The organism is Bacillus sp. z33 (assembly GCF_058313615.1).
In genome coordinates, this window is record NZ_JBZFQN010000001.1 from 737,855 (window position 1) to 758,483 (window position 20,629).

The window sequence follows — 20,629 nt, forward strand, 5'->3', positions numbered from 1 at the left end:
CAACCGAAAAAAGAAAAAAACAGCTTTCCGTTCGAAAATCCCATCAGGATTTTTTCTCGGTAAACTGTTTTAGATTGCTATAGATGATTCTTTTGTGAAGAATTACTATTGAAATGAACATAGAAAGAATTGAGCAGCATCATGATAGCAAATACAGTAGCAGCTATTTTACCAAAGCGGGAATATACAGCCCCTACACCGAACAAAAAGATAACTACTTCTATCCCTATTTTCCCCGGGGAAGAAATTGAAAAATTCGCTTTAGGAGCAACAAATAATCCCCACAAAACAGCAAGCAAAAATGGAGTTCCAATGCCGGCGAGACCTTTCATTAGCCAATGTTCGTCAATTGTGAATCCCCAATAACCGACAGATATAAGAACAGCCAGTTCAATTAAAAAACGAATAGCCAGATTAATGGATAAGATCATCTAATTTTCTTCCCACTCCCTTTTTGTACATTCACTTATGTATAGAATATTCCAATTTTACTGATTCGTAAATATGATAAGGTACAACCCCACCTTCTCCCCTTCCTTCAAAAATCAACAAACTTGGAATAGGCCATTATTTTAAGCATCGGGGATAAAAAATTGACAAACCACAAAGCATAATAAATTTGAAATTTTCGGAAAGGGTATATAATAAGAGTGCAAGAATGATTTAAAGAAGTAATCTGAGATATTCCCAGAAACAAATAAAAAGGAGAATGATTCTATGATTATCGTTCAAAACAAAATTAAAACAAAACCAGGTTTCGCAGAAAAAATGGCTGGCCGTTTTACTTCCGGAAACGAATTAGATAAATTCAAAGGATTTGTTAAAGTAGAAGTATTACTGACACAAGGGTTAACAGAATACGATGAGATGAGCGTTAATATGTACTGGGAAGATGAAGAAAGCTTCCTTGCCTGGAAAAACAGTGATGCCTTCAAAAAAGCACACCAACGTCCAGAAGGCAAACCCGATGCAGCTAAACAAGACTCTCCTATGTTGGGAAGCCAACAGACTACATTTACCATCGCTTCCGTAAAAGAAGCAGCACCAATAAACTAATACGTAAAAAGGGCTGGGCTAAAATCATTTTAATGATTTTGCCCAGCCCTTTATGTTTCCTGAGTACTGATAATGTAAATAACTAAGCCTTCACCACACTATGCCGATGCTCTTCAAAAAAAGCTAAAATCCTGCGATACACAGCGATTTCGTTTTCTTTCTTAGCAAACCCGTGTCCTTCATCTTCCATCACCATATAGAAAATATCCCTCCCCTTGTCCTTAAGAGACTGTACAATTTGATCGGATTCCGCCTTTACTACCCTCGGATCATTGGCACCCTGAATAACAAGCATTGGTTTTGTCATTTGTTCAAGATAGGTTACAGGAGAGTATTCAACCAATTTATCTCGATCTTTTTCCGGATGGCCAACCCAAGCATCCATGATTGGTTTCCAATCCTCCGGAACTGAATCGACAAAGGAAAATAAATTAGATGGACCGAAAATATCTACTACTGCTTTAAAATATTCAGCATGGCGTCCATGTAAAAGCAAGGACATATAGCCGCCATAACTGCCTCCCATTAAGAAAATATTACCTTTCTTTGCATGCCCTTGTTCAATTAACCAATCCAGACCAGCAATATTATCTAAACGGGCTCCTGCTCCCCAGGCACGCTCCACCATTTTAGTAAAAGCCAATCCATATCCTGTAGAACCCCGGAAGTTCGGTGCAAAAATACTATAGCCATTATTTAATAGATACTGGAATAATGGGTTGCAAGACTTTCGTACTGCATGCTGCGGACCCCCATGCGGCCACAGTATCATTTCTCCTTTATCGTATTCCGGTTTTGCTTTATAGAATAAAGCTTCAATTGGGAGACCATCAAAAGATGGATACGTTATTATGTCCGGTTCAACTAATTCCTCTGCTTGTAAGCCCACTATGGTATTTTCAGTAATTGAGTTCCATTCATCATCCCCTCTTAGCTTATATAAATTCGCAGGCTTGATAGAAATTTTACCAAGCAAGTAGAGGGAACCTGAATTTGCAACCATCTTTTTCGTTATAAGGTCACATGGAGGGTTCAATTTTAGCCATCTTTGATTCTGTAGATGATAGGCGTATAAATAATCCTTTACTCCTTTTTCAGAGGTTATGTATAAGATTTTGTTTTTCTGATCATATATAAGTTTTGTAAAGCTCTCCTGCGGCAATTCTTTAAGTTTAATAAACTCCCTCGTTTCTAAATTAAAGCTTGCTAAATAAGAAAAATCTGCATCATAATCCGTGACTAAATAGACCTCAGTTTCCGAAACAATAACGGCATCACTAACAGTATGCTCATTTTCTGTTGGCGGAGTCAGTAAAATATGTTCATCGGCTTTTTTTACATAATAAAGCATATTGGTATTAGAAAATTGCTTCGTATAGAGAATAGCGAATTCATCTTCACTTACTTCCGCCAATATTGTAGTACTTTCACTCCCTTCCAATACCATGGTCTCTTCTCCTGTATTCAACTGTAAGCAATAACTATTGAGGAAAGATATATTATCTTTGGAAGATGTATAGTATAATTTCTCACCATCCTTCGATAAGAAAGGATGAAAATTACGTGTATTCTCTTGATAAACTATTTTCTTCAGGGTACCGCCATACGTTGGCATAGCATAAAATTGAGTATTTTCGTCGCCGTCGTGATCAAAACCAGCTAGTACAAATCTTCCTTTTTTATCATAAAGCAAATACTCAGATGGTTGATCATTAAATGTCAGACGATAGGGAAAAGCATTAGGCATATTCATGGCCCAAAGATTATATTTTCCACTTATATTGGTGCTGATGATAATCTGTTTCTCATTGGGGCTGACAGTAAAATCATTAATTGAAACAGTTCGCAGTAATAGTTCTACATCTGGCTTAGGAAAGGAAATCATGTACAAGCTCCTTATATTCATATTTTTTGAGATAACACAATCGAACTAATAAACATGATGTAAAACCTATTTCTTTCGAGTTTCAAAGAAACGTAAACGAGCTATACAAAATTATTGATTCGTGATAATCATAAGTTCAAAATTAAAAAAGGTTAGATGAGATAAAAATTAAGGATAGTGATCACCGTTTTAAAAAACTCTCTTACTTCTTGTCTGCAACGGTGATTTTCTCTGATGGTGGTATCGAGGCTTAGAACTTCTTCTGAGGTTATTGGTTTCGCATGGGACTTTTCTTTTCTAGACGGCTTTTTCTTTTCTCCTGTTTTAAGATACATTTCAATATGTTTAGCAATCTCTAACTTTGAACCTGAAATAGCTTCTTCTTTTAATCAATAGTAATCTTTAAAATCTCGAACACTTATACTATTTGTAAGCTCAGGTCTAACAGGATATCACCTCCATATATATCCATTTAATTATAGAAAACTCGCTCTCTTTAATCAATGTACTTTATACGATATAGAACCTTTATGACTAAACAAATTATTATTAGCTACACCTATAATTATATGTTATAATCTATTCGACCTTTAAAACTGTTACACTATTATATGCTTTACTGTTTCAATTACCCTGCTCTATTCGCCTGGAGCAGGGTGTTTTTTGTTTTCTTGTTTTCTCCTATTTATTTGCTTCTGTCATACTTCCATTAGAAATAGGTATACTCATTATTCGAAACTGTACTATACATTGTAAGCATTTTCGCTATAACAACAAAACAGCTTCATCCATAAAATAATGGAATGAACGACTTATCAATGGTAGAAAGTAACCTATTAATTATTGCTCGGATCTATCCAAGCTTGAAAGATGGTTTTCGGATAGATTATTGCTTACTGGGAAGGGAAATATTAGAAAGCGGATAAAAAAGACCTTGTTACAGTCAGGTTAATTGTTTAAATAAATATCCAAATATCTATCATATCTTTGCTTTTCCATGTTTAGTTCATATACTCTAATAAAATTCACTTCAAAATTAGGGTATGGTGCTAATTCTTCATCTGCTAGTCTCTCCATTTCTTTTAATTCTTTTTTAGAGAGTCCAGTAGATATGTTTCCACCGTATTCTTCTTTTCCCAAAGTTAAGTGAGGTACAAAGGCTTCAAGTTCAAAATACTGTTTTATCACATCTTCTGATGGTGAAATCTCTTGTACTATTTCTCTGTGCAATTTGTATAAACGATTAGAGTGAACACTCAAATATAAAATACTATCTCCAAAATAATTGGGCTTATCTAATGACACTTGAAAAGTCTTGAAAGCATCACACACTTTTTGTACTTTGTCTATCCATTTTTTATCTGGAGTTAATCCTCCTTGTGCTTTCAAAGTTATGTGTGGTTCAACTCCTGAATGATGAATCCATTTACTTTGAAATTGCTCAATTCTTTCTAAATATTCTTCTGGCGGAACAATTCCTATAAAATACTCCACTTCCATTCTTATCCACCCCAATTATTGATGAGTTTTATAATTCTAACTGAAAATTCATATTAGTTTAAAGATACTCTTATGCAAAAAACAATTTTTTTGAGAAAACAGCCTTTTAGAAGATACGAATTGAGCCAATCAGCTATTCTACTATGGACTTGCAATCAAGAAATTCAAAAAATAAAGGGAAAGAACATAATGTGTTATATTTTACTGAAGGTAGCCTTGGAAAGGGTAATGAAGAATGTTAGAGAAAAAAGGAGGATCACCCTCTTTACTCTAAACAAAGAAAAACAGACCCTGAAACCAGGATCTGTTTTATTTATGTGTGATTCAGATTAGTTTTTTTGAACGTTAGTAGCTTGAGGTCCACGTTGACCTTGTTCTACTTCAAATGTAACTTCTTGACCTTCGTCAAGTGTTTTGAAACCTTCACCTTGGATAGCTGAAAAATGTACGAATACATCGTCTCCACCTTCGCGCTCGATAAATCCAAAACCTTTTTCTGCGTTAAACCATTTTACTTTACCTTGTTCCATGTTTTGTTGCCTCCTAGTGTGCTAACACACAATTGTATTACTATCCTTGCTTTTCGATCGTAAGACGACAATAATTGTTCAACTTTCAATCACATCAAACAAAAATAATTCTTCCTTATAATAACAGGTTATTGACGAATTAGCAAATGATTCCCTCATTTATTTTTAAATTTTTCTTTAAATCATGACTTTTAGGAAATTCTTTTGTAAGGGTTTACCTTCTTATTTGAATAGGAATAAAACAAATAACTGTAGATTACTTTTACAAAGAATGTTCCATGTCCATTATAGAATGGTATATAGTGAAAGAAAGGAGCTGATAAAACGATGAATCAAAACTATAAAGCATTAATTGTAGAGAAGCATGAGGAACAAACAGCTATTAAATTTATCCAAAAACCGTTACATACACCGCAAAATGGCGAAGTACTTATAAAAGTAAAGTATTCAGGCGTGAATTATAAAGATAGCCTCGCAACAATCCCGAATGGAAATATTGTGACAACCTATCCAATGGTACCGGGTATTGATCTTGCAGGTATCATCGTTTCATCGACTGATAAGCGCTTTAAAGAAGGCGATGAAGTAATCGCAACCAGCTACGAAATCGGTGTATCTCGTGATGGTGGATATGCAGAGTATGCTTATATTCCTGCCGATTGGGTCGTCTCCCTTCCAAAAGGGCTTACTTTAAAAGAAGCCATGATCATTGGAACCGCTGGATTTACCGCTGCTTTATCTGTTCAGCGTTTGCAAGAAAATCAAGTGACTCCTGATCAAGGGCCTGTTGTTGTCACAGGAGCTACAGGCGGTGTCGGCAGTTTTGCTGTTTCCTTTTTATCAAAACTCGGATTTACGGTTGAAGCCAGCACAGGAAAATTACATGAATCTGAGTACTTAAAATCAATCGGTGCTACAAATGTGATTTCAAGGGATGAAGTCTACAACGGTAAAGTTCGTGCTTTGGGTAAACAGCGATGGGCAGCTGGTGTGGATCCCGTCGGCGGTGAACCTTTGGCTTCTCTTTTAAGTCAAATTAAATATGGCGGATCTGTTGCAGCCAGCGGACTAACAGCCGGCACCAAGGTTCCAACCAACGTCTTCCCATTTATCTTAAGAGGAATTAATTTATTAGGAATTGATTCTGTACAATGCCCGATGAATACACGTCGACATATATGGGAACGTTTAGCAACTGATCTAAAACTTAATCAGTATGAGCAGCATATCCAGCAAGCAGTGACACTTGATGAACTGCCATCCATATTCCCTCTCTTATTAAAAGGTGAAGCAAGAGGCAGAACAATCGTCGTAATCCAGGATTAACTTCTACGCAAAACACCAATTCTCTTTAAATAGAAGAATTGGTGTTTTTTACATACAGAAAAGGAGCATCTATGTCAATCTTCTCATTTCCATTTAATACAAAAGGTCCTGATTATTTTTTCAAGGAAATAAGTTGTTTAATTAGCACAATTTACTAACACTTGCTATAATAATTGGATGTGTAAGAACAGTATCTGAAATCACCTTTTAAATACGTATCTTGCAAATATTAAAAACTAGGTGGTAAGAATTATGACAGAAAACAAACCATACAGAGTATTGCTTTATTATTTTTATACTCCAATTGAAGACCCTGCAGCATTTGCGGCGGAACATCTTGCCTTTTGTAAGGGAATTGAACTAAAAGGCCGTATACTTGTAGCCAAAGAAGGAATTAATGGTACAGTTTCCGGTACAGTAGAACAAACAAATGCTTATATGGAGAAGATGAAGAATGATCCTCAATTCGAAGGGATTGTCTTTAAAATAGATGAAGCTGACGGTCATGCGTTTAAAAAAATGCATGTGCGACCACGCCCTGAGCTTGTTCATTTATCTTTAGAGGATGATATTAATCCGAACGAACTAACTGGACAATACTTAAGCCCAAAAGAATTTTTCGAGGGCTTGCAGGATGAAAATACCATTGTTTTAGATGCACGTAATAACTATGAATATGAACTTGGACATTTCCGCGGTGCTATCAAGCCGGACATTGAAACATTCCGTGAGCTTCCTCAATGGGTTCGTGATAATAAAGAAATGTTTGAAGGAAAACGCGTCCTAACCTATTGTACAGGCGGAATCCGTTGTGAGAAATTTTCCGGCTGGTTAGTACGAGAAGGATTTAAAGATGTCGGTCAGCTGCATGGCGGAATTGCCACATACGGAAAAGATCCCGAAGTACAGGGCCAATTATGGGATGGACAAATGTATGTATTTGATGAAAGAATTGCTGTTCCAATTAACCAAGTAGAGCACGTAATCGTTGGAAGAGATCACTTCGACGGTGAACCGTGTGAACGCTACGTTAATTGTGCAAACCCTGAATGTAACGAACAGATTCTTTGCAGTGAAGAAAATGAGTATAAATATATGCGCAGCTGCACAGATGAATGCCGTGTACATCCTCGCAATCGTTATGTTGTAGAGCATAACTTAACAGAGGAAGAGGTTGCAGAAAGACTGCGTAAACTAGAATTAATTTCAGCTGAATAATAGTAAAGGAGACCTTTCGATTAAAAGGTCTCCTTTTATTTATAGTTCATATATTCTTATAATCTGTTCCCTTTTCGAAAAGAAATAAAGGATATTCCATTTCAAATGTTTACGCACATTCCTAATAGCACATTATTGATTCTGTAACACTCTTTGCGGAGATAGCTTACCCAATTTTTCATAGATTTCAGCCGCCATGATTTCATAGCCTTTTTCAGTCAGATGAATTCCATCATCACTGATTAAATCCTTTAACTGACCTCTGCTTTTAATCGCATTTCTCACGTCTATCAAGAATACATCCATTTCTTCAGCGATATTTTTTACGGTACTGTTATACGTAGCGTGCCAGCTGGATATCCCCCCCACTTTGCATATCCATTGGCTGACTTCTGTGCCGAAACGTTTGGAGATTGTCTGATAATAGCGAGCCGGATCCAATGGAGGCAGGGTTGTTAAGACCGGTGTAATTCCGCATGAATTTAATCTGGATATGAGCTCTTTTAAATTACTGGCATACCGTACAAGAGGTACACTTGGCTCGTGTTCTTCATTTGGTTTTTCAGCTACTTCTTTCCATGGGAAATCACAATCATTTCCGCCAATTCCAATAATCACATAGTTCGGTTTTTCACGAATTATATCTTTTTCAAGTCGATCTAAAAGCAAGTCGGAGTTATCATTGAATACTCCCTTATTTACCACTTCAACATGACCAATCTCTTGATGGACTTGATTTTCCGATAATAATTTCTGTAAATAGGCCGGGTAATTATTTTTTAAAATTCTCAATCGCCCTTTAACAAACGATACTCCCCGCGTTAAACTATCACCAAAACATATTAATTTCATAGGCAATCCCCTCAAATCATTTAGTAGATTCTAAGTTGCAAATCATGATAATTCTTTATCACTTTCATTATATCAAGAATATTTCTAAAACGGTTCAAGGAATGCTCATGTTAAGTTACTGAAAATTTTGCCGTTCATCTCTCATATACTACTAATAAACCAATAGAAAATGAGTGAGTTTAGGATGAATACTGCCACAATCAATAGACTATTTATTTAACTGCTGTTCTCCTATGTGTTTTTCTTGGATTGGCTTCCCGTTTATACAGTCCGAATCTCCATCCATTCGTTTCCCAGCACGTGGGAGATTCCATATAGAATTATGTGGATTTCCTTTATGTCGAAGGTATTCACTGATTTGTAGTGGAGAGGTATATAACTGTCTGGTTGCCACTCTCACCCGTAGAATAGATTCTGTAAAACTAAGATTGTAAGATAGTTTATATGGGATTATCTGCAACCAACACATTCATCTCTCATTTAGAAGAATAGGATCTATCACCCCGTTTATAACCGAAGATATATATAACTCGTACGTATTTCCTAATCTAATTATCAGGAGTATAATAGTTTGGTACAAATGAAAGTTATAGCAGAAAGAAGTGTAAGCATGGAGAATCAAGCAAAAGAGAAAAAGCTTGGCATTTTAGCTGGTGGCGGAGCTTATTTTTTATGGGGATGCCTCCCGGTCTATTGGAAATTAGCCGGTGGTGTATCTGATTTAGAAATATTGGCACATCGGATTTTATGGTCTTTTGTGTTTATGGTGCTCCTTGTCTTTTGTTTCGGAAAAACAAAAAGCGTTTTTGGGGAAATCAGCAGCATACTCAAACAGCCTAAATTAACCTTGGCGATTACCCTCGCCACTCTATTAATCTCAGCTAACTGGTTTATCTTTATCTTTTCAGTTAATAGCAATAATATTCTATCCGCCAGCATGGGCTATTATATCAATCCAATCGTCAATGTCATACTGGCGATGATTTTCTTAAAGGAAAGACTAAGCAATGGTGAAAAGATTGCTGTTTTATCTGCAGTGATTGGTGTGGTTATTCTGACATGGAGCCAAGGCTCTATCCCCTGGCCTGCCATATGCATGGCACTTACCTTTGGGTTATACGGTCTGATCAAGAAAATGGTATCCGTTAATCCATGGACAGGTTTAACACTCGAAACCATGATCATTGCCCCGGTTGCACTGATCTATCTGTTATTCTTTGCAGAGCATCCGTTTTTATCGTACAGCACGCAAGTTAATTTGGTTCTTGTGGGAGCAGGAGTTATAACCGCCATTCCATTATTGCTTTTTGCGGAAGGAACCAAACGAATCAGCTATACGATGATTGGATTCTTACAATATTTAGCCCCTACCCTTATGTTAGTGATGGCGGTAACGGTCTATGATGAAACCTTCACTCTTATTCAAGGGATTTCATTCCTGTTTATCTGGATTGCTTTAATCATCTACACCGCATCTAATCTCTACAGAGCAAGAAAGCACAAAAAAGGCGCAAGCTAAAACATAGGAAAAGAGATGACTAAAACAGTCATCTCTTTTTTGTGTGAAGAGGATTAGAAATACGCCATCTCATATTTTTCATAATACAACTCAAGTTCTTCAACGGAGGACTTATAAAGAGGAATTGAATCCAATTCATCTTCACCAAAAATGAAATCTAAATTCTGATCACTTACTTTTTTGAACATGAATGAAACATCCTCTACATCCGTCGTCACTTTGATATATTCAGAATCAGAGTCTTCTATGTTCAGGTCCATCACAAGCTCTTCCTCTTCATCATACATAATCAGATGCCCCATATGACTGTCAGTACCCATAACAATTTCGAAAAAGTAAGGGCCATATTCCACTCCATAACCATCAAGAATTTCCTCTTCCGTACCCTCAACTCCCCAAATTCCATCTATATCTGACAGCGATAATGTATTGTTGTAGACCAATTGATTTCCGTAATAAATTTTCGTGTAGGTATCCGCAAAATCAAAAATTTGCTGATCATCCGTATCTTGAACACTAAAGGATTTTACTTGTTCATCTTCGGTTGTGTATACAACATGATCTACATAGGATACAAAACTGGTCACATCATCCGCGATTTTCTTCCCATCCAAAATTAACGTATGATCCGCTGATAAATAGATAATTTTATCATCTACAATTGACCAGCAAAGCTGACCAACAGAATCCCTCATGACCTCGGCTGCTATTTCTGTGGAATTTCCCGAATAGTTCACCCTGTACATCTTATACGTTTCATCAAAATAATAGATATCTTCATCTAATAAAAAGAAATCCACAACGCGCTCTGCAATCGTTTCAGATTTTTTATCTCCAATCTCCTTCATAAGCAATTGTTGATTTCCGTTCAAATAAATATAAGAATCTTTCTTTCTTTCATAATCTAGAACATCCGAAGCGATTTTAGTCACTTCATTTTCATTGGATACACAGTAAAGTTCCCCTATATCCCCCTGATAGTCTGCTAGATAGGAATATTCTCCTTCGTCTCCGACCTGAAATCCGCCATAATCATGGCTATCCGCATGAATCTTAACATTCTTTTTCTTTTCTAAGTCCCTGCTATATAATTCCCCATCATCCGTGCAAATCAGTATCTTTGTACCATCCTCTGATTCTTGGAAATTTGCCACCTTTGAAGCCAGTTTTTCTTCCCCATGCTCTTTTGTAAATACATATAGCTCTTTGTTTTCATTTATATAAAACAAGCGATCACCGTCTGTTGACAGTCTATATTGAACAATATTAGAACGAATCTTCTCAGCATCAGCCTCATCAAACATGACGTATAATTGATCTTCCTTCTCTGTCATATAAGCAAGAGAGCTCTCGTCAAAAGAGATTTGATACGGCAGTCTACTGGTAGATATTTTTTCAGCAATTCTTTCTTTCTGCCCTTCTTTATAGCTGTATAAATCATTGTCTCCATTTATATAGATGAGTCCGTGATGATTATCCCGATAATGGAGCGTATCCTCCCTAACATCTGAATCTACCTTTTCGATATCACGGTCCACTTCTTTAATATACAAATCCGTTTCCTTCAGCATGACATACGCATCATCATTCACGTCGTGTTCCCGATAAGATGATGTACCGCCATTGTCCGAACAACTCGTCAGAACACACAATACGCATATAGAAAACAAGATGGATGATATTCTGATAGCCAAAGAACTCTCCCCCACTTTCAAATATACTGTTATTGTATAAATTATATCATAATAATAAAAAGATACTTAATAGTATGAATAATTACAAGATTACAATATCGTAAGGAAGCAAGAGTCCTTGGCGTAATTCATAAAAAATGGCCGTCTGCAAGTCACTTTCACGGACTTTCAGACGACCTTCTCTGAGAATCTTCTGTTTTATGAACGGAATTCCATTAATCCATCATTCAGTTCTTTCGTTTGATGATAGATTTGTTTATATAAGCGGAACAAAGCTTGATAGATTTCTACATTTTCCGCGATTGGTTCGTATTCTTTACCAGTAACCGTGAAAACTTCAGCACATTCCTTTAAGGAAGAGAACCAATTACAGCCATACGCCGCAAGCATGGCTGCTCCGACGGCCGGCCCCTGCTCACTCTTCAATTTAACGACTGTCGCATTGAAAATATCGGCCTGAATTTGGAGCCATGTCTCATTTTTAGCTCCTCCGCCAATGGAGACCACGCGATTAATGGTTTTCCCGTTTTCACGGAAAATTTCAATTGATTCATGCAAGGAAAACGTAATTCCTTCAATAATAGACCGGGCAAAATGAAGGCGCGTATGCATGGCATCCACTCCAATAAAACTTCCGCGAATCTTTGCATCTGGATGAGGCGTCCTTTCCCCGGAAAGATACGGGGTAAAGAGAAGCCCACTTGCGCCAGGCGGAATCGATTGGAGGCCATTCAACAATTCGTCCATGGATTCCTCACGTGCAAATTGTTCCTTAAACCAAGCTAAGCTTTGACCTGCTGACAAGGTTACCCCCATCGTATAGTAGGCGTCCTCTTCTCCATGATTAAAATAATGGACTTTACCGCTGAAATCACGCTTTCCTGATTCTTCATAAGAAAGGATGACACCCGAAGTTCCAATACTGCATAAAGTTTGCCCATCATGTAAGATTCCCGACCCAATGGCTCCGCAAGCATTATCAGCTCCACCGGCAAAAACGTTCGTTTCCGGAAGCAAGCCTGCCTCTTCTGCAAACTCAGGAACAAGGGTCCCCACACAAGCGTGTGATTCAACCAACGGAGGGCATATCTCTTCTTTAATGTCCATAATCCTGCAAATCTCCTCGCTCCAGCATTTATTGCCGACATCAAGCAAGAGTGTTCCAGCTGCATCCGAATATTCGCTGTGAATAACACCAGTCATTCGATAACGGAGGTAGTCTTTAGGCAACATGAAGTAGGCCATTTTTTCATAGATAGCTGGTTCATGTTCCTTTACCCATAAAAGCTTGGGCAATGTAAAGCCCTCCAATGCCGGATTTTTTGTAATAGCGATCAGCTTCTCTTTCCCGACCCTATCATAGATGGTTTGACACTGAGCCGTTGTCCTTGTATCATTCCAAAGAATGGCTGGGCGCAATATGTCTAGATCAGCATCCACCATTACCAACCCATGCATTTGTCCTGAAAAACTGATTCCCTCAATGGATGTAAGGTCCCCATTTAACGGTTCCACTAATTCCTTTAAAGCTTCCTTTGTTCGTAACACCCATTGCTCCGGATCCTGCTCACTATAACCGGACTTTTCATGAATCAGCGGATACGTTTTGGACACTTCCCCGCATATTTCACCCTCTTGATTCATTAGCAATGTTTTCACCGAACTCGTCCCAAGATCAATCCCAATCACATATCTCATCTACGCCACTCCCATTCTCTATGATAAATACACAGGTATGGCAACCCGCACACTTTTTTGATATCGCTTACATTATTTATACCTTTAATTTTAGCACCGAAAACTTAGTTTGTCTAACGGATGAACTAAGTTTTTTATTTTTTTAGAATATGGTATAACTAACAATAGGGATAAAAAGAAGGAGTATAAATATGAAGTGGAATCAGCAAACCATTAAAATCAATAATAAACAAAAAATATTGGAGACCATTCGCGAGGATGCACCCATTTCAAGATCAGATGTAGCGCAAAAACTCGGCCTGACAAAAGGAACCGTTTCTTCCCTCGTCAACGAGCTTTTGGAAGCTGATATCTGTCATGAAACCGGGCCAGGAGAATCGAGCGGCGGCAGACGTCCGGTCATGCTTCTCTTTCAACATTCAACAGCCCATGTGATTGGAATCGATATCGGGGTTAATTACATACTTGGTGTTCTCACCGATTTAAGTGGATCTATCGTCAAAGAGCTCAAACAACCTGCTATGAATCCAAACTATGACGAAGCAGTCCAAATCATAACAGATATGATTCGCTCCCTCCTCTCTTCCGCTCCTAAGAGTACATATGGAGTAGTAGGGATTGGCTTGGCTGTTCCCGGAACAGTTAATAAAGAAGGCGAACTCTTACTAGCTCCCAATTTAAATTGGGAACATAAGAAATTAAAAGAACAAATTCAGGATGAATTCAATCTGCCCGTCCTGATTGAAAATGAAGCAAATGCCGGGGCTTTTGCGGAAAGAAAGATGAGGTCCTCCCACTCATCAGATCACATGGTCTATATAAGTGCCGGAATTGGAATAGGCGTTGGAATGATCCTAAACGGTGAGCTTTACCCTGGGTCAAACGGATTTGCCGGTGAAATGGGCCATATGATGATTCAATACGATGGGTTGCCCTGTTCCTGCGGAAGCAAAGGCTGTTGGGAATTATACGCATCTGAAAAAGCACTGATTAAAAAGGCCACTTCCATCCTCGCAACAAATGAAGAATGGACACTGGAAAAATTAATTGAACAAGCAGTCAATGATAAACAGGTTCAAGCAATTTTTGCAGAAACAGCAAAATTCCTTGGAATCGGCATAGCCAACATCGTCAACACCTTGAATCCCGAGCAAATCATCATCGGAAACCGTCTCGCCATGGCAAAAGAATGGATCAAGGATCAAGTGGAAGAAGTTGTGAAAGAATGTGCATTAGATGTCAGCAAATCACACTTGGAAATACAATTTTCCAATCTTTCCATCTATTCAGCCGCCCTTGGTGTATCAGCCTTTGCCATTGAAAATTTCATCGAAATGATTTGTAAGCAATCAAAGGTTAACCAGTAGTAAGTTGGCCTTTTAAATGAAGAATTCACCAAAAGGTAATTCAGGCTTATAATAAAAAGAATATGAAAGTTAAATAAAACGAGCTATGAGAGAATTCATAGCTCGTTTATAATGTGTTTTTAAGAATTATCTAGCTATTCATTCATCTACTTTTTGACAAAAGAATCTATTGCCATTTCTAATTTCAATCTCTTAAGTACAACTGGCAATCCTCAAGGCTGCTCTTCCTTATGGATTCTTTATATTAAACGTATCTCCATCCTCTAAATTTCCGGATTTATATCCTTTTTTAAACCAGCGCATTCGTTGCTCTGATGTACCGTGGGTAAAACTTTCCGGGACCACATAGCCTTGAGCCCTTTTTTGAATCGTATCATCACCAACGGCACTCGCTGCTGTGATCGCCTCTTCCAGGTCACCCTCTTCCAGCAAATCCATACTCTTTGCATGGTGAGCCCAAACACCAGCTAAATAATCGGCTTGCAATTCAAAGCGAATCGAATAGTCCTTGGAGTTGGCACGCTGCTGATTTTTATCGGTTTCCAGCAAGGTTTGTACATGGTGACCGACTTCGTGGGCAACGACATAGGCCATTGCAAAATCACCCGGTGCTTGAAACTCTCTTTTCAGCTCATCATAAAAACTTAAATCTATATAGAGCTTATGGTCGCCCGGACAATAGAATGGTCCAACGGATGACCCGGCTGTCCCACAGGCTGACTGGACACTATCATTATAAATAACAAGAGTAGGCTCTTCATATACCAACCCCTCTTCTTTAAAAAGCTTCGTCCAAACCTCCTCTGTATCAGCTAATACAATGGATACAAACTCTGCCAATTCTTCCTCTTCCTGTGTTCCAACGTACTCTGTATTGGTCGTATTGGTAGAGGTTCCTCCTCCCAACTGATTTAATAGTTCGGTAGGATTTCCACCCAATAAAGTCACCACTAGTAATAGTATAATTCCGCCAATACCGCCGCCGATGATTCCTTTACTGCTCATTCCTCTGCGGTCTTCCACGTTTGTACTGGCTCTTCTGCCCTTCCATTTCATACAACTTCCTCCTAATCTACTGTAATCCTCTGTATAGCTTATACCCCTAAATGATTGGAAATAATTCGTTACGCCTGAGAGATTAACTTATTTCCAAATGTAATAAAGTTGAGCTGAATATCTCATTTTGTTTATACTTCCTAGTCATATTCTATTATTTTTGCTTACAGCCATTGAATAGAGTACTAATTTAGACCAAAGGGTATATATATAAGATACAAAGAAGTATAAAAAATCAATAATAAAGGATGTTTAAAAATGGAAGCATTCAAAGTGGGTAAACCGGTTTTTATTATTGAAAAAGGTGAAAAGAGAGAAGGAGTTATTGCCCAAGTCGACAACACCAAACAAACAGCCACTGTCTATTTTAAAGAACCTATTTATCATTTAAGAAAAAGAACATTCCGTTATGATTATCTGCATAGTTTAGACGAAGCCGCCCTTACATCAGACGACTATCTAGATCTTATGAATCTGGCAAAATCTTTGGGACAAGCGCTGCTTTACAATGAATTCAAGTCTGACTTAAGAAATCTGTATACACATTAAACCTCGTAATACCCCTCTCACATCTAAAAACGTATTCTTCTAAAAACAAGTCCCTATCAAAAAGAGGGCCTATATGACCCTCTGCCTTTTAGACATTTCCAACCAGAAAAGAGAGAAATACCAGGCTCAAGACGATTAAAATGACTTCGTACGCATGCAGACAGCTTATTCTATAAATAAGAAAACCAGCCTGAGTCAAACTCAAGCTGGTTTTCTGTTAAACTACTATTCACTCACTCTGAAAGCTTACTGTTTTCTTTTCCAAACATACAATCCGCTTCCAGCAATCAAGAATATACCTAAAACTAAAAGAATATTTAAGGTAGTTTGACCAGTTTTAGGGTTATCAATGAATTTATTCACTGTTTGCACTACTGGTCCAAAAATAGTTGGTTCCTCTTTTGGTGTAACAACCGGTGCATCTTGTTTAGATACTTTCACGGTTACAGAACCTTCCTTAACCATTTCCTTACCATCTACAACTACCTTCGCCACGGCAACGTTCGTTAATTTACCAACATCTTCCGCAGTAGTCTTATATTTGACTGTAAATGTTTTGGTTTCACCTACATCAAGCTTGTTGATGACTTCATCAAGACCAACCATTTCATCAACCACATTCACATCAGTCAAGGCTTTATTGCCTGTGTTCGTTACGTCAATTGTATAGGTGATAGTTTCGCCGACTTGCGCTTCTTTCTTATCAGCGGTTTTGTTAATTGTGAAATTGTAATTAGGATCAACGGTAATCTCTGTAATAACTTCATTTGTTTCCTCATCGTTGACAACTGCAATATTACTAATTTCACTGTTGAATACACCATCATCTAATGGATTTACAATCGTGTCAAAATCAATTGTCACGGTATCTCCTACGGCCATTTTATCTAATGAGTAAGTTAGAACACCATCTTTATAATCTACATCGGCCTCTACACTCTCATTATTAACTGTTACTTTCACAGAACCCTCTAGGAAAGTAAGGCCAGAGGCAAGCTTATCCGTGATTACAATATTCTCTTGATCAGCTTCTCCATCATTGGTAACCGTAATGGTATAGCCAAGTGTGTCGCCTGGTTTCGCAGTTGCTTTATCTACTTTTTTAGTAGACGTTAAATGCGGCACTAGGATATCTGTTTTTGCCGGTTTTGTCGGCACATCATTGATCACAGCCACGTTTTCAATCACCGCACTATACGTACCTTCTGTTAATGCCTTATCATTGACTTCCGCTTCAAAGGTGATCGTCATGGTTGTTCCTGCCGCCAATTCGTCCGCTGTGACAGTTAGCACTCCCTCTTTGTAGCTGTGGTTCGCTTCCGTTCCTTCCACATGGACTGATTCCGGATTCAAGGTTAAGCCAGTTGGCAATGTATCCGTCACTTTCACATCTTCCTGCTTAGCTTTACCGTCATTTGTCACCTTGATGGTGTAGTGAAGCGTATCGCCTGGTTGTGCAGTTTTTTCTTCTACGATTTTTTCAGAAGTTAAATGTGGCACCAGGATATCTGTTTTTGCCGGTTTTGTCGGCACATCGTTGACCATAGCCACGTTTTCAATCACCGCACTATACGTACCTTCTGTTAATGCCTTATCATTAACTTCGGCTTCAAAGGTGATCGTCATGGTTGTTCCTGCCGCTAATTCGTCCGCTGTGACAGTTAGCACTCCCTCTTTGTAGCTGTGGTTCGCTTCCGTTCCATCCACTTGGACTGATTCCGGATTCAAGGTTAAGCCAGTTGGCAATGTATCCGTCACTTTCACATCTTCCTGCTTAGCTTTACCGTCATTTGTCACCTTGATGGTGTAATGAAGCGTATCGCCCGGTTGTGCAGTTTTTTCTTCTACGATTTTTTCAGAAGTTAAATGCGCTTCTTTAACTTGAACTATAGCAGGTTCGGATTCTATTGAATCATCTATCTTCGCAATATTCTCAATCTCTTTACTATATCCAGCATCATCTTTCAACTTATCTACTTTTGCTTCAAAGGTAATAGTGATTGTCTTACCTTCTGATAATCCTTCAGCAACTACATTTATGGTTCCCTCGTTATAGGAAGGATTTGGATTTGCCAGGGTATCAGTAGAACTTGCTGAAACTGAACCTTCTATATAGGTTACTCCATCAGGAATTTTGTCACTAATTGTGAAAGCCTCTGTTTTGCTTCCACCATTATTAGTCACCTTAATCGTGTACTTCACTGTGTCGTCTTCCTTGGCATCTACACTTGCAGATGGTTCATTGTTTGATCCATCAACCTCTACAAGTTTAGAAATATTAAGAGCTGGTCCGGTAATTTTTGTTTCGACAGTATTCGTTGGATCTGAATCCTGTTTACCCTCGACATAGATGTATCCTACATTCTTAATAATATAAATATTTTCATTATTGAATTTTTCTTCATCTACATCCACTTTAGCTCTAAATTTAATAACGATAGACTCAGTTTCTCCATGCTCGATTTTATCAATCGGAAAAGTTAGAGTTCTTGTATCTTGATTGTAAATATCTGCATCATCGACAGCTACCCCGCCAATAGTTGCTGAACCATTGACAAATACCATTCCAGTATCAAGAACATCCACCAATTTAACATTTACTGCATCTGCATTTCCTTTATTTTTCACAGTAAATGTATACTCAAGCTCATCACCATTGGATGCTGTTGCCTTATCTACTGCTTTAGTTGCGTAAACATCCGGTTGAAACTTAATAGATGTCGTAATTTTCAAGTGTGATTCTGTAGTATGGCGTTCCATATAGAAAAAGTCAAAGTCATATGTTCCACCTACTGTTAATCCAAGTTCCTGAGCCTTTTGCTCATCTAAGGTAATGGACCCTTCTTCTTGATTGTGAATACCACCTAAATCCATAGCAAGCTTACCATTGATAAATACCCAAACATCATCATCACCGTTAAAATAAAATACCTCTCCACCTCGATAAGTAAAAGATGTATGCATCTCCAACGTGAAATGATAGTTATGGTTCCTTCCTTCATTCTCCAGTAGTTGACCATCAATTGGGTAGAATGCGTCACTGTTATAAGAATACGTCTGCCCATCACTATTTAATTTTAGTGGTAAAGATGTATTAAGTATCCTATCTGGATCTGAAACGGTAAATAATTCTTTGAGTTTCGGCATTATTTCTTCTTCAGGAAAGGTTTGATCTAACATTAACTTTTGTGTATAGGAAACCATCGTACTGGTGGGTTCAGGCTTTTTCCCTGAACCTATATTCCCTTCCACAAATCCCGTCGCTACTCCTGCGTCTTCCTCAGCAGGAAGGTTTGATTCAAATAAAATGCCATCCGCATTAAAATCACGAATTGTTATTGGTAAGTTTATATCACCATTAATATCCAGGTTAGCATCAGATGGCGTGGTTTCTCCAGGTTCCAACGGTATATCTACCGCTCGATTTACTTCATTAATAACTTCTTTTTCATCATTAGAGGATGCTTTGTTATCTTTTACATCTACTGATTCTTTATCAGCGTCTTCCTCTAATAAAGTAACAGGATCTTCTTCAATATTTTCCTCTGGAGAAGTTAATGATTCATTATTGTTAGGATCTTCCACCACCACTTTGTCTTCAGTTGTTGCTTCTTCGCCCTCAGGTGAATCTTGCGTACTTTCCTCAGCTGTTGCTTCTTCTTCCCCAATTGTACTTTCTGTTGTTTCTTCAGTTGTCACTTCTGGTTCTTGGGCTGTGACCTGAATCGCAACAGATTTAACACCTCCATTTTGAGAAATGAGCTGCGGTATGTAGTTACCAGCAGTATCTGCTGATACCTCTACTTTCGCAACTTTTTCACTTTCCTCCTTCCAAGTGAAACTTAAGGATTGGGCATCTTGTTCACTGATGGCGATATTGTCTTCACCTTCAGTTATCTGTTTAATACTCATTCCAGTCGGCACAGAGAATGTTAATGCACCAGAATCTTCTCCACTATCCGCAATTGTGGCTGTCAGTACTTCTCCTTCGAGAGCAGACTGTTTGTCAAAGCTCAATTCAACAGAAGTACTGTTTGCACTAACATACTGAGTTACCGGAGTTAAAATGGTTTGCACAAGAAGAAAAAGCAATGTCAGAACCGAAAACATTCTTTTTCTCAAGCGCATCTTTTTGTAAGACTTACTCCGAGTCGATCTCATGTATCACACACCCTTTATGAAGTTTTTGTAGCAACTAAAAGTTGCCCGGACTAATTTAACTGACTATCTCCTTTCCTTATATTTTCTATTAGAATACTATTTTAAAAAAATAAATATTCTAATATATTCTATAATAACTTAATTCTATTAATTTTCTAACTATTTTTACTACTGTAATTATTGGAAACAATTATATTAATATACAAATATCACAGTTT

The 20,629-nt window shown here is 37.9% G+C and carries 15 protein-coding genes; 6 read left to right on the top strand and 9 right to left on the bottom strand.

The genetic code is table 11. The features are described from left to right. Window positions 1–77 precede the first annotated feature (77 nt). Window positions 78–431: a YrdB family protein gene (locus tag AC4G3L_RS03480; RefSeq protein WP_491075584.1), complete on the bottom strand. Its 354-nt coding sequence runs from the start codon at window positions 429–431 to the stop codon at window positions 78–80. Between the two features lie 286 nt (window positions 432–717). On the opposite strand from AC4G3L_RS03480, the gene AC4G3L_RS03485 reads away from it, so the two are divergent. After that, window positions 718–1,056: a heme oxygenase gene (locus tag AC4G3L_RS03485; RefSeq protein ID WP_491075585.1), complete on the top strand. Its 339-nt coding sequence runs from the start codon at window positions 718–720 to the stop codon at window positions 1,054–1,056. An 82-nt stretch (window positions 1,057–1,138) separates the two neighbouring features. On the opposite strand, the gene AC4G3L_RS03490 is transcribed toward AC4G3L_RS03485, so the two are convergent. From AC4G3L_RS03490 to AC4G3L_RS03500, 3 genes are all read right to left on the bottom strand, one after another. Then, complete coding sequence (locus AC4G3L_RS03490) at window positions 1,139–2,941, bottom strand: S9 family peptidase (RefSeq protein ID WP_491075586.1); 1,803 nt, start codon at window positions 2,939–2,941, stop codon at window positions 1,139–1,141. A gap of 948 nt (window positions 2,942–3,889) precedes the next feature. Next, window positions 3,890–4,441 (bottom strand): 2'-5' RNA ligase family protein, encoded by a 552-nt coding sequence (locus AC4G3L_RS03495; RefSeq protein ID WP_491075587.1) that lies wholly within the window; start codon window positions 4,439–4,441, stop codon window positions 3,890–3,892. Window positions 4,442–4,770: 329 nt separating this feature from the next. Continuing rightward, window positions 4,771–4,971, bottom strand: coding sequence for a cold-shock protein (locus tag AC4G3L_RS03500; RefSeq protein ID WP_049670461.1), 201 nt, complete (start codon window positions 4,969–4,971; stop codon window positions 4,771–4,773). A gap of 327 nt (window positions 4,972–5,298) precedes the next feature. On the opposite strand from AC4G3L_RS03500, the gene AC4G3L_RS03505 reads away from it, so the two are divergent. Then, the gene (locus tag AC4G3L_RS03505) at window positions 5,299–6,297 is read left to right on the top strand and encodes an acrylyl-CoA reductase family protein (protein ID WP_491075588.1); all 999 of its coding nucleotides are present in this window, start codon (window positions 5,299–5,301) and stop codon (window positions 6,295–6,297) included. Between the two features lie 252 nt (window positions 6,298–6,549). Then, complete coding sequence (gene trhO / locus AC4G3L_RS03510) at window positions 6,550–7,515, top strand: oxygen-dependent tRNA uridine(34) hydroxylase TrhO (protein ID WP_491075589.1); 966 nt, start codon at window positions 6,550–6,552, stop codon at window positions 7,513–7,515. A 132-nt stretch (window positions 7,516–7,647) separates the two neighbouring features. Here trhO and AC4G3L_RS03515 read toward each other — a convergent pair whose 3' ends face one another. After that, window positions 7,648–8,367 carry an SGNH/GDSL hydrolase family protein gene (locus AC4G3L_RS03515; RefSeq protein ID WP_491075590.1) on the bottom strand — a complete coding sequence of 240 codons (720 nt, stop codon included), beginning with the start codon at window positions 8,365–8,367 and terminating at the stop codon, window positions 7,648–7,650. A 610-nt stretch (window positions 8,368–8,977) separates the two neighbouring features. On the opposite strand from AC4G3L_RS03515, the gene rarD reads away from it, so the two are divergent. Beyond that, entirely contained in the window at window positions 8,978–9,886 is a 909-nt protein-coding gene (rarD, locus tag AC4G3L_RS03520) for an EamA family transporter RarD (RefSeq protein ID WP_491076229.1), read from the top strand. A gap of 53 nt (window positions 9,887–9,939) precedes the next feature. Here rarD and AC4G3L_RS03525 read toward each other — a convergent pair whose 3' ends face one another. Together AC4G3L_RS03525 and xylB are read right to left on the bottom strand one after the other, a co-directional pair. Further along, on the bottom strand, window positions 9,940–11,580 hold the full coding sequence (locus AC4G3L_RS03525) for a hypothetical protein (RefSeq protein WP_491075591.1): 1,641 nt from the start codon (window positions 11,578–11,580) through the stop codon (window positions 9,940–9,942). Between the two features lie 198 nt (window positions 11,581–11,778). Beyond that, the gene (gene xylB / locus AC4G3L_RS03530) at window positions 11,779–13,278 is read right to left on the bottom strand and encodes a xylulokinase (protein WP_491075592.1); all 1,500 of its coding nucleotides are present in this window, start codon (window positions 13,276–13,278) and stop codon (window positions 11,779–11,781) included. Between the two features lie 191 nt (window positions 13,279–13,469). Between xylB and AC4G3L_RS03535 the strand changes: the two genes are divergently transcribed. Beyond that, window positions 13,470–14,645, top strand: coding sequence for an ROK family protein (locus tag AC4G3L_RS03535; RefSeq protein WP_491075593.1), 1,176 nt, complete (start codon window positions 13,470–13,472; stop codon window positions 14,643–14,645). A gap of 228 nt (window positions 14,646–14,873) precedes the next feature. Here the strand turns inward: AC4G3L_RS03535 and ypfJ are convergent, their stop codons facing one another. After that, window positions 14,874–15,701, bottom strand: coding sequence for a KPN_02809 family neutral zinc metallopeptidase (gene ypfJ, locus AC4G3L_RS03540; protein WP_491075594.1), 828 nt, complete (start codon window positions 15,699–15,701; stop codon window positions 14,874–14,876). Window positions 15,702–15,959: 258 nt separating this feature from the next. On the opposite strand from ypfJ, the gene AC4G3L_RS03545 reads away from it, so the two are divergent. Beyond that, the gene (locus AC4G3L_RS03545; protein ID WP_491075595.1) at window positions 15,960–16,250 is read left to right on the top strand and encodes a hypothetical protein; all 291 of its coding nucleotides are present in this window, start codon (window positions 15,960–15,962) and stop codon (window positions 16,248–16,250) included. A gap of 246 nt (window positions 16,251–16,496) precedes the next feature. Here the strand turns inward: AC4G3L_RS03545 and AC4G3L_RS03550 are convergent, their stop codons facing one another. Further along, window positions 16,497–20,411 carry an isopeptide-forming domain-containing fimbrial protein gene (locus AC4G3L_RS03550; protein WP_491075596.1) on the bottom strand — a complete coding sequence of 1,305 codons (3,915 nt, stop codon included), beginning with the start codon at window positions 20,409–20,411 and terminating at the stop codon, window positions 16,497–16,499. Between the last annotated feature and the right edge of the window lie 218 nt (window positions 20,412–20,629).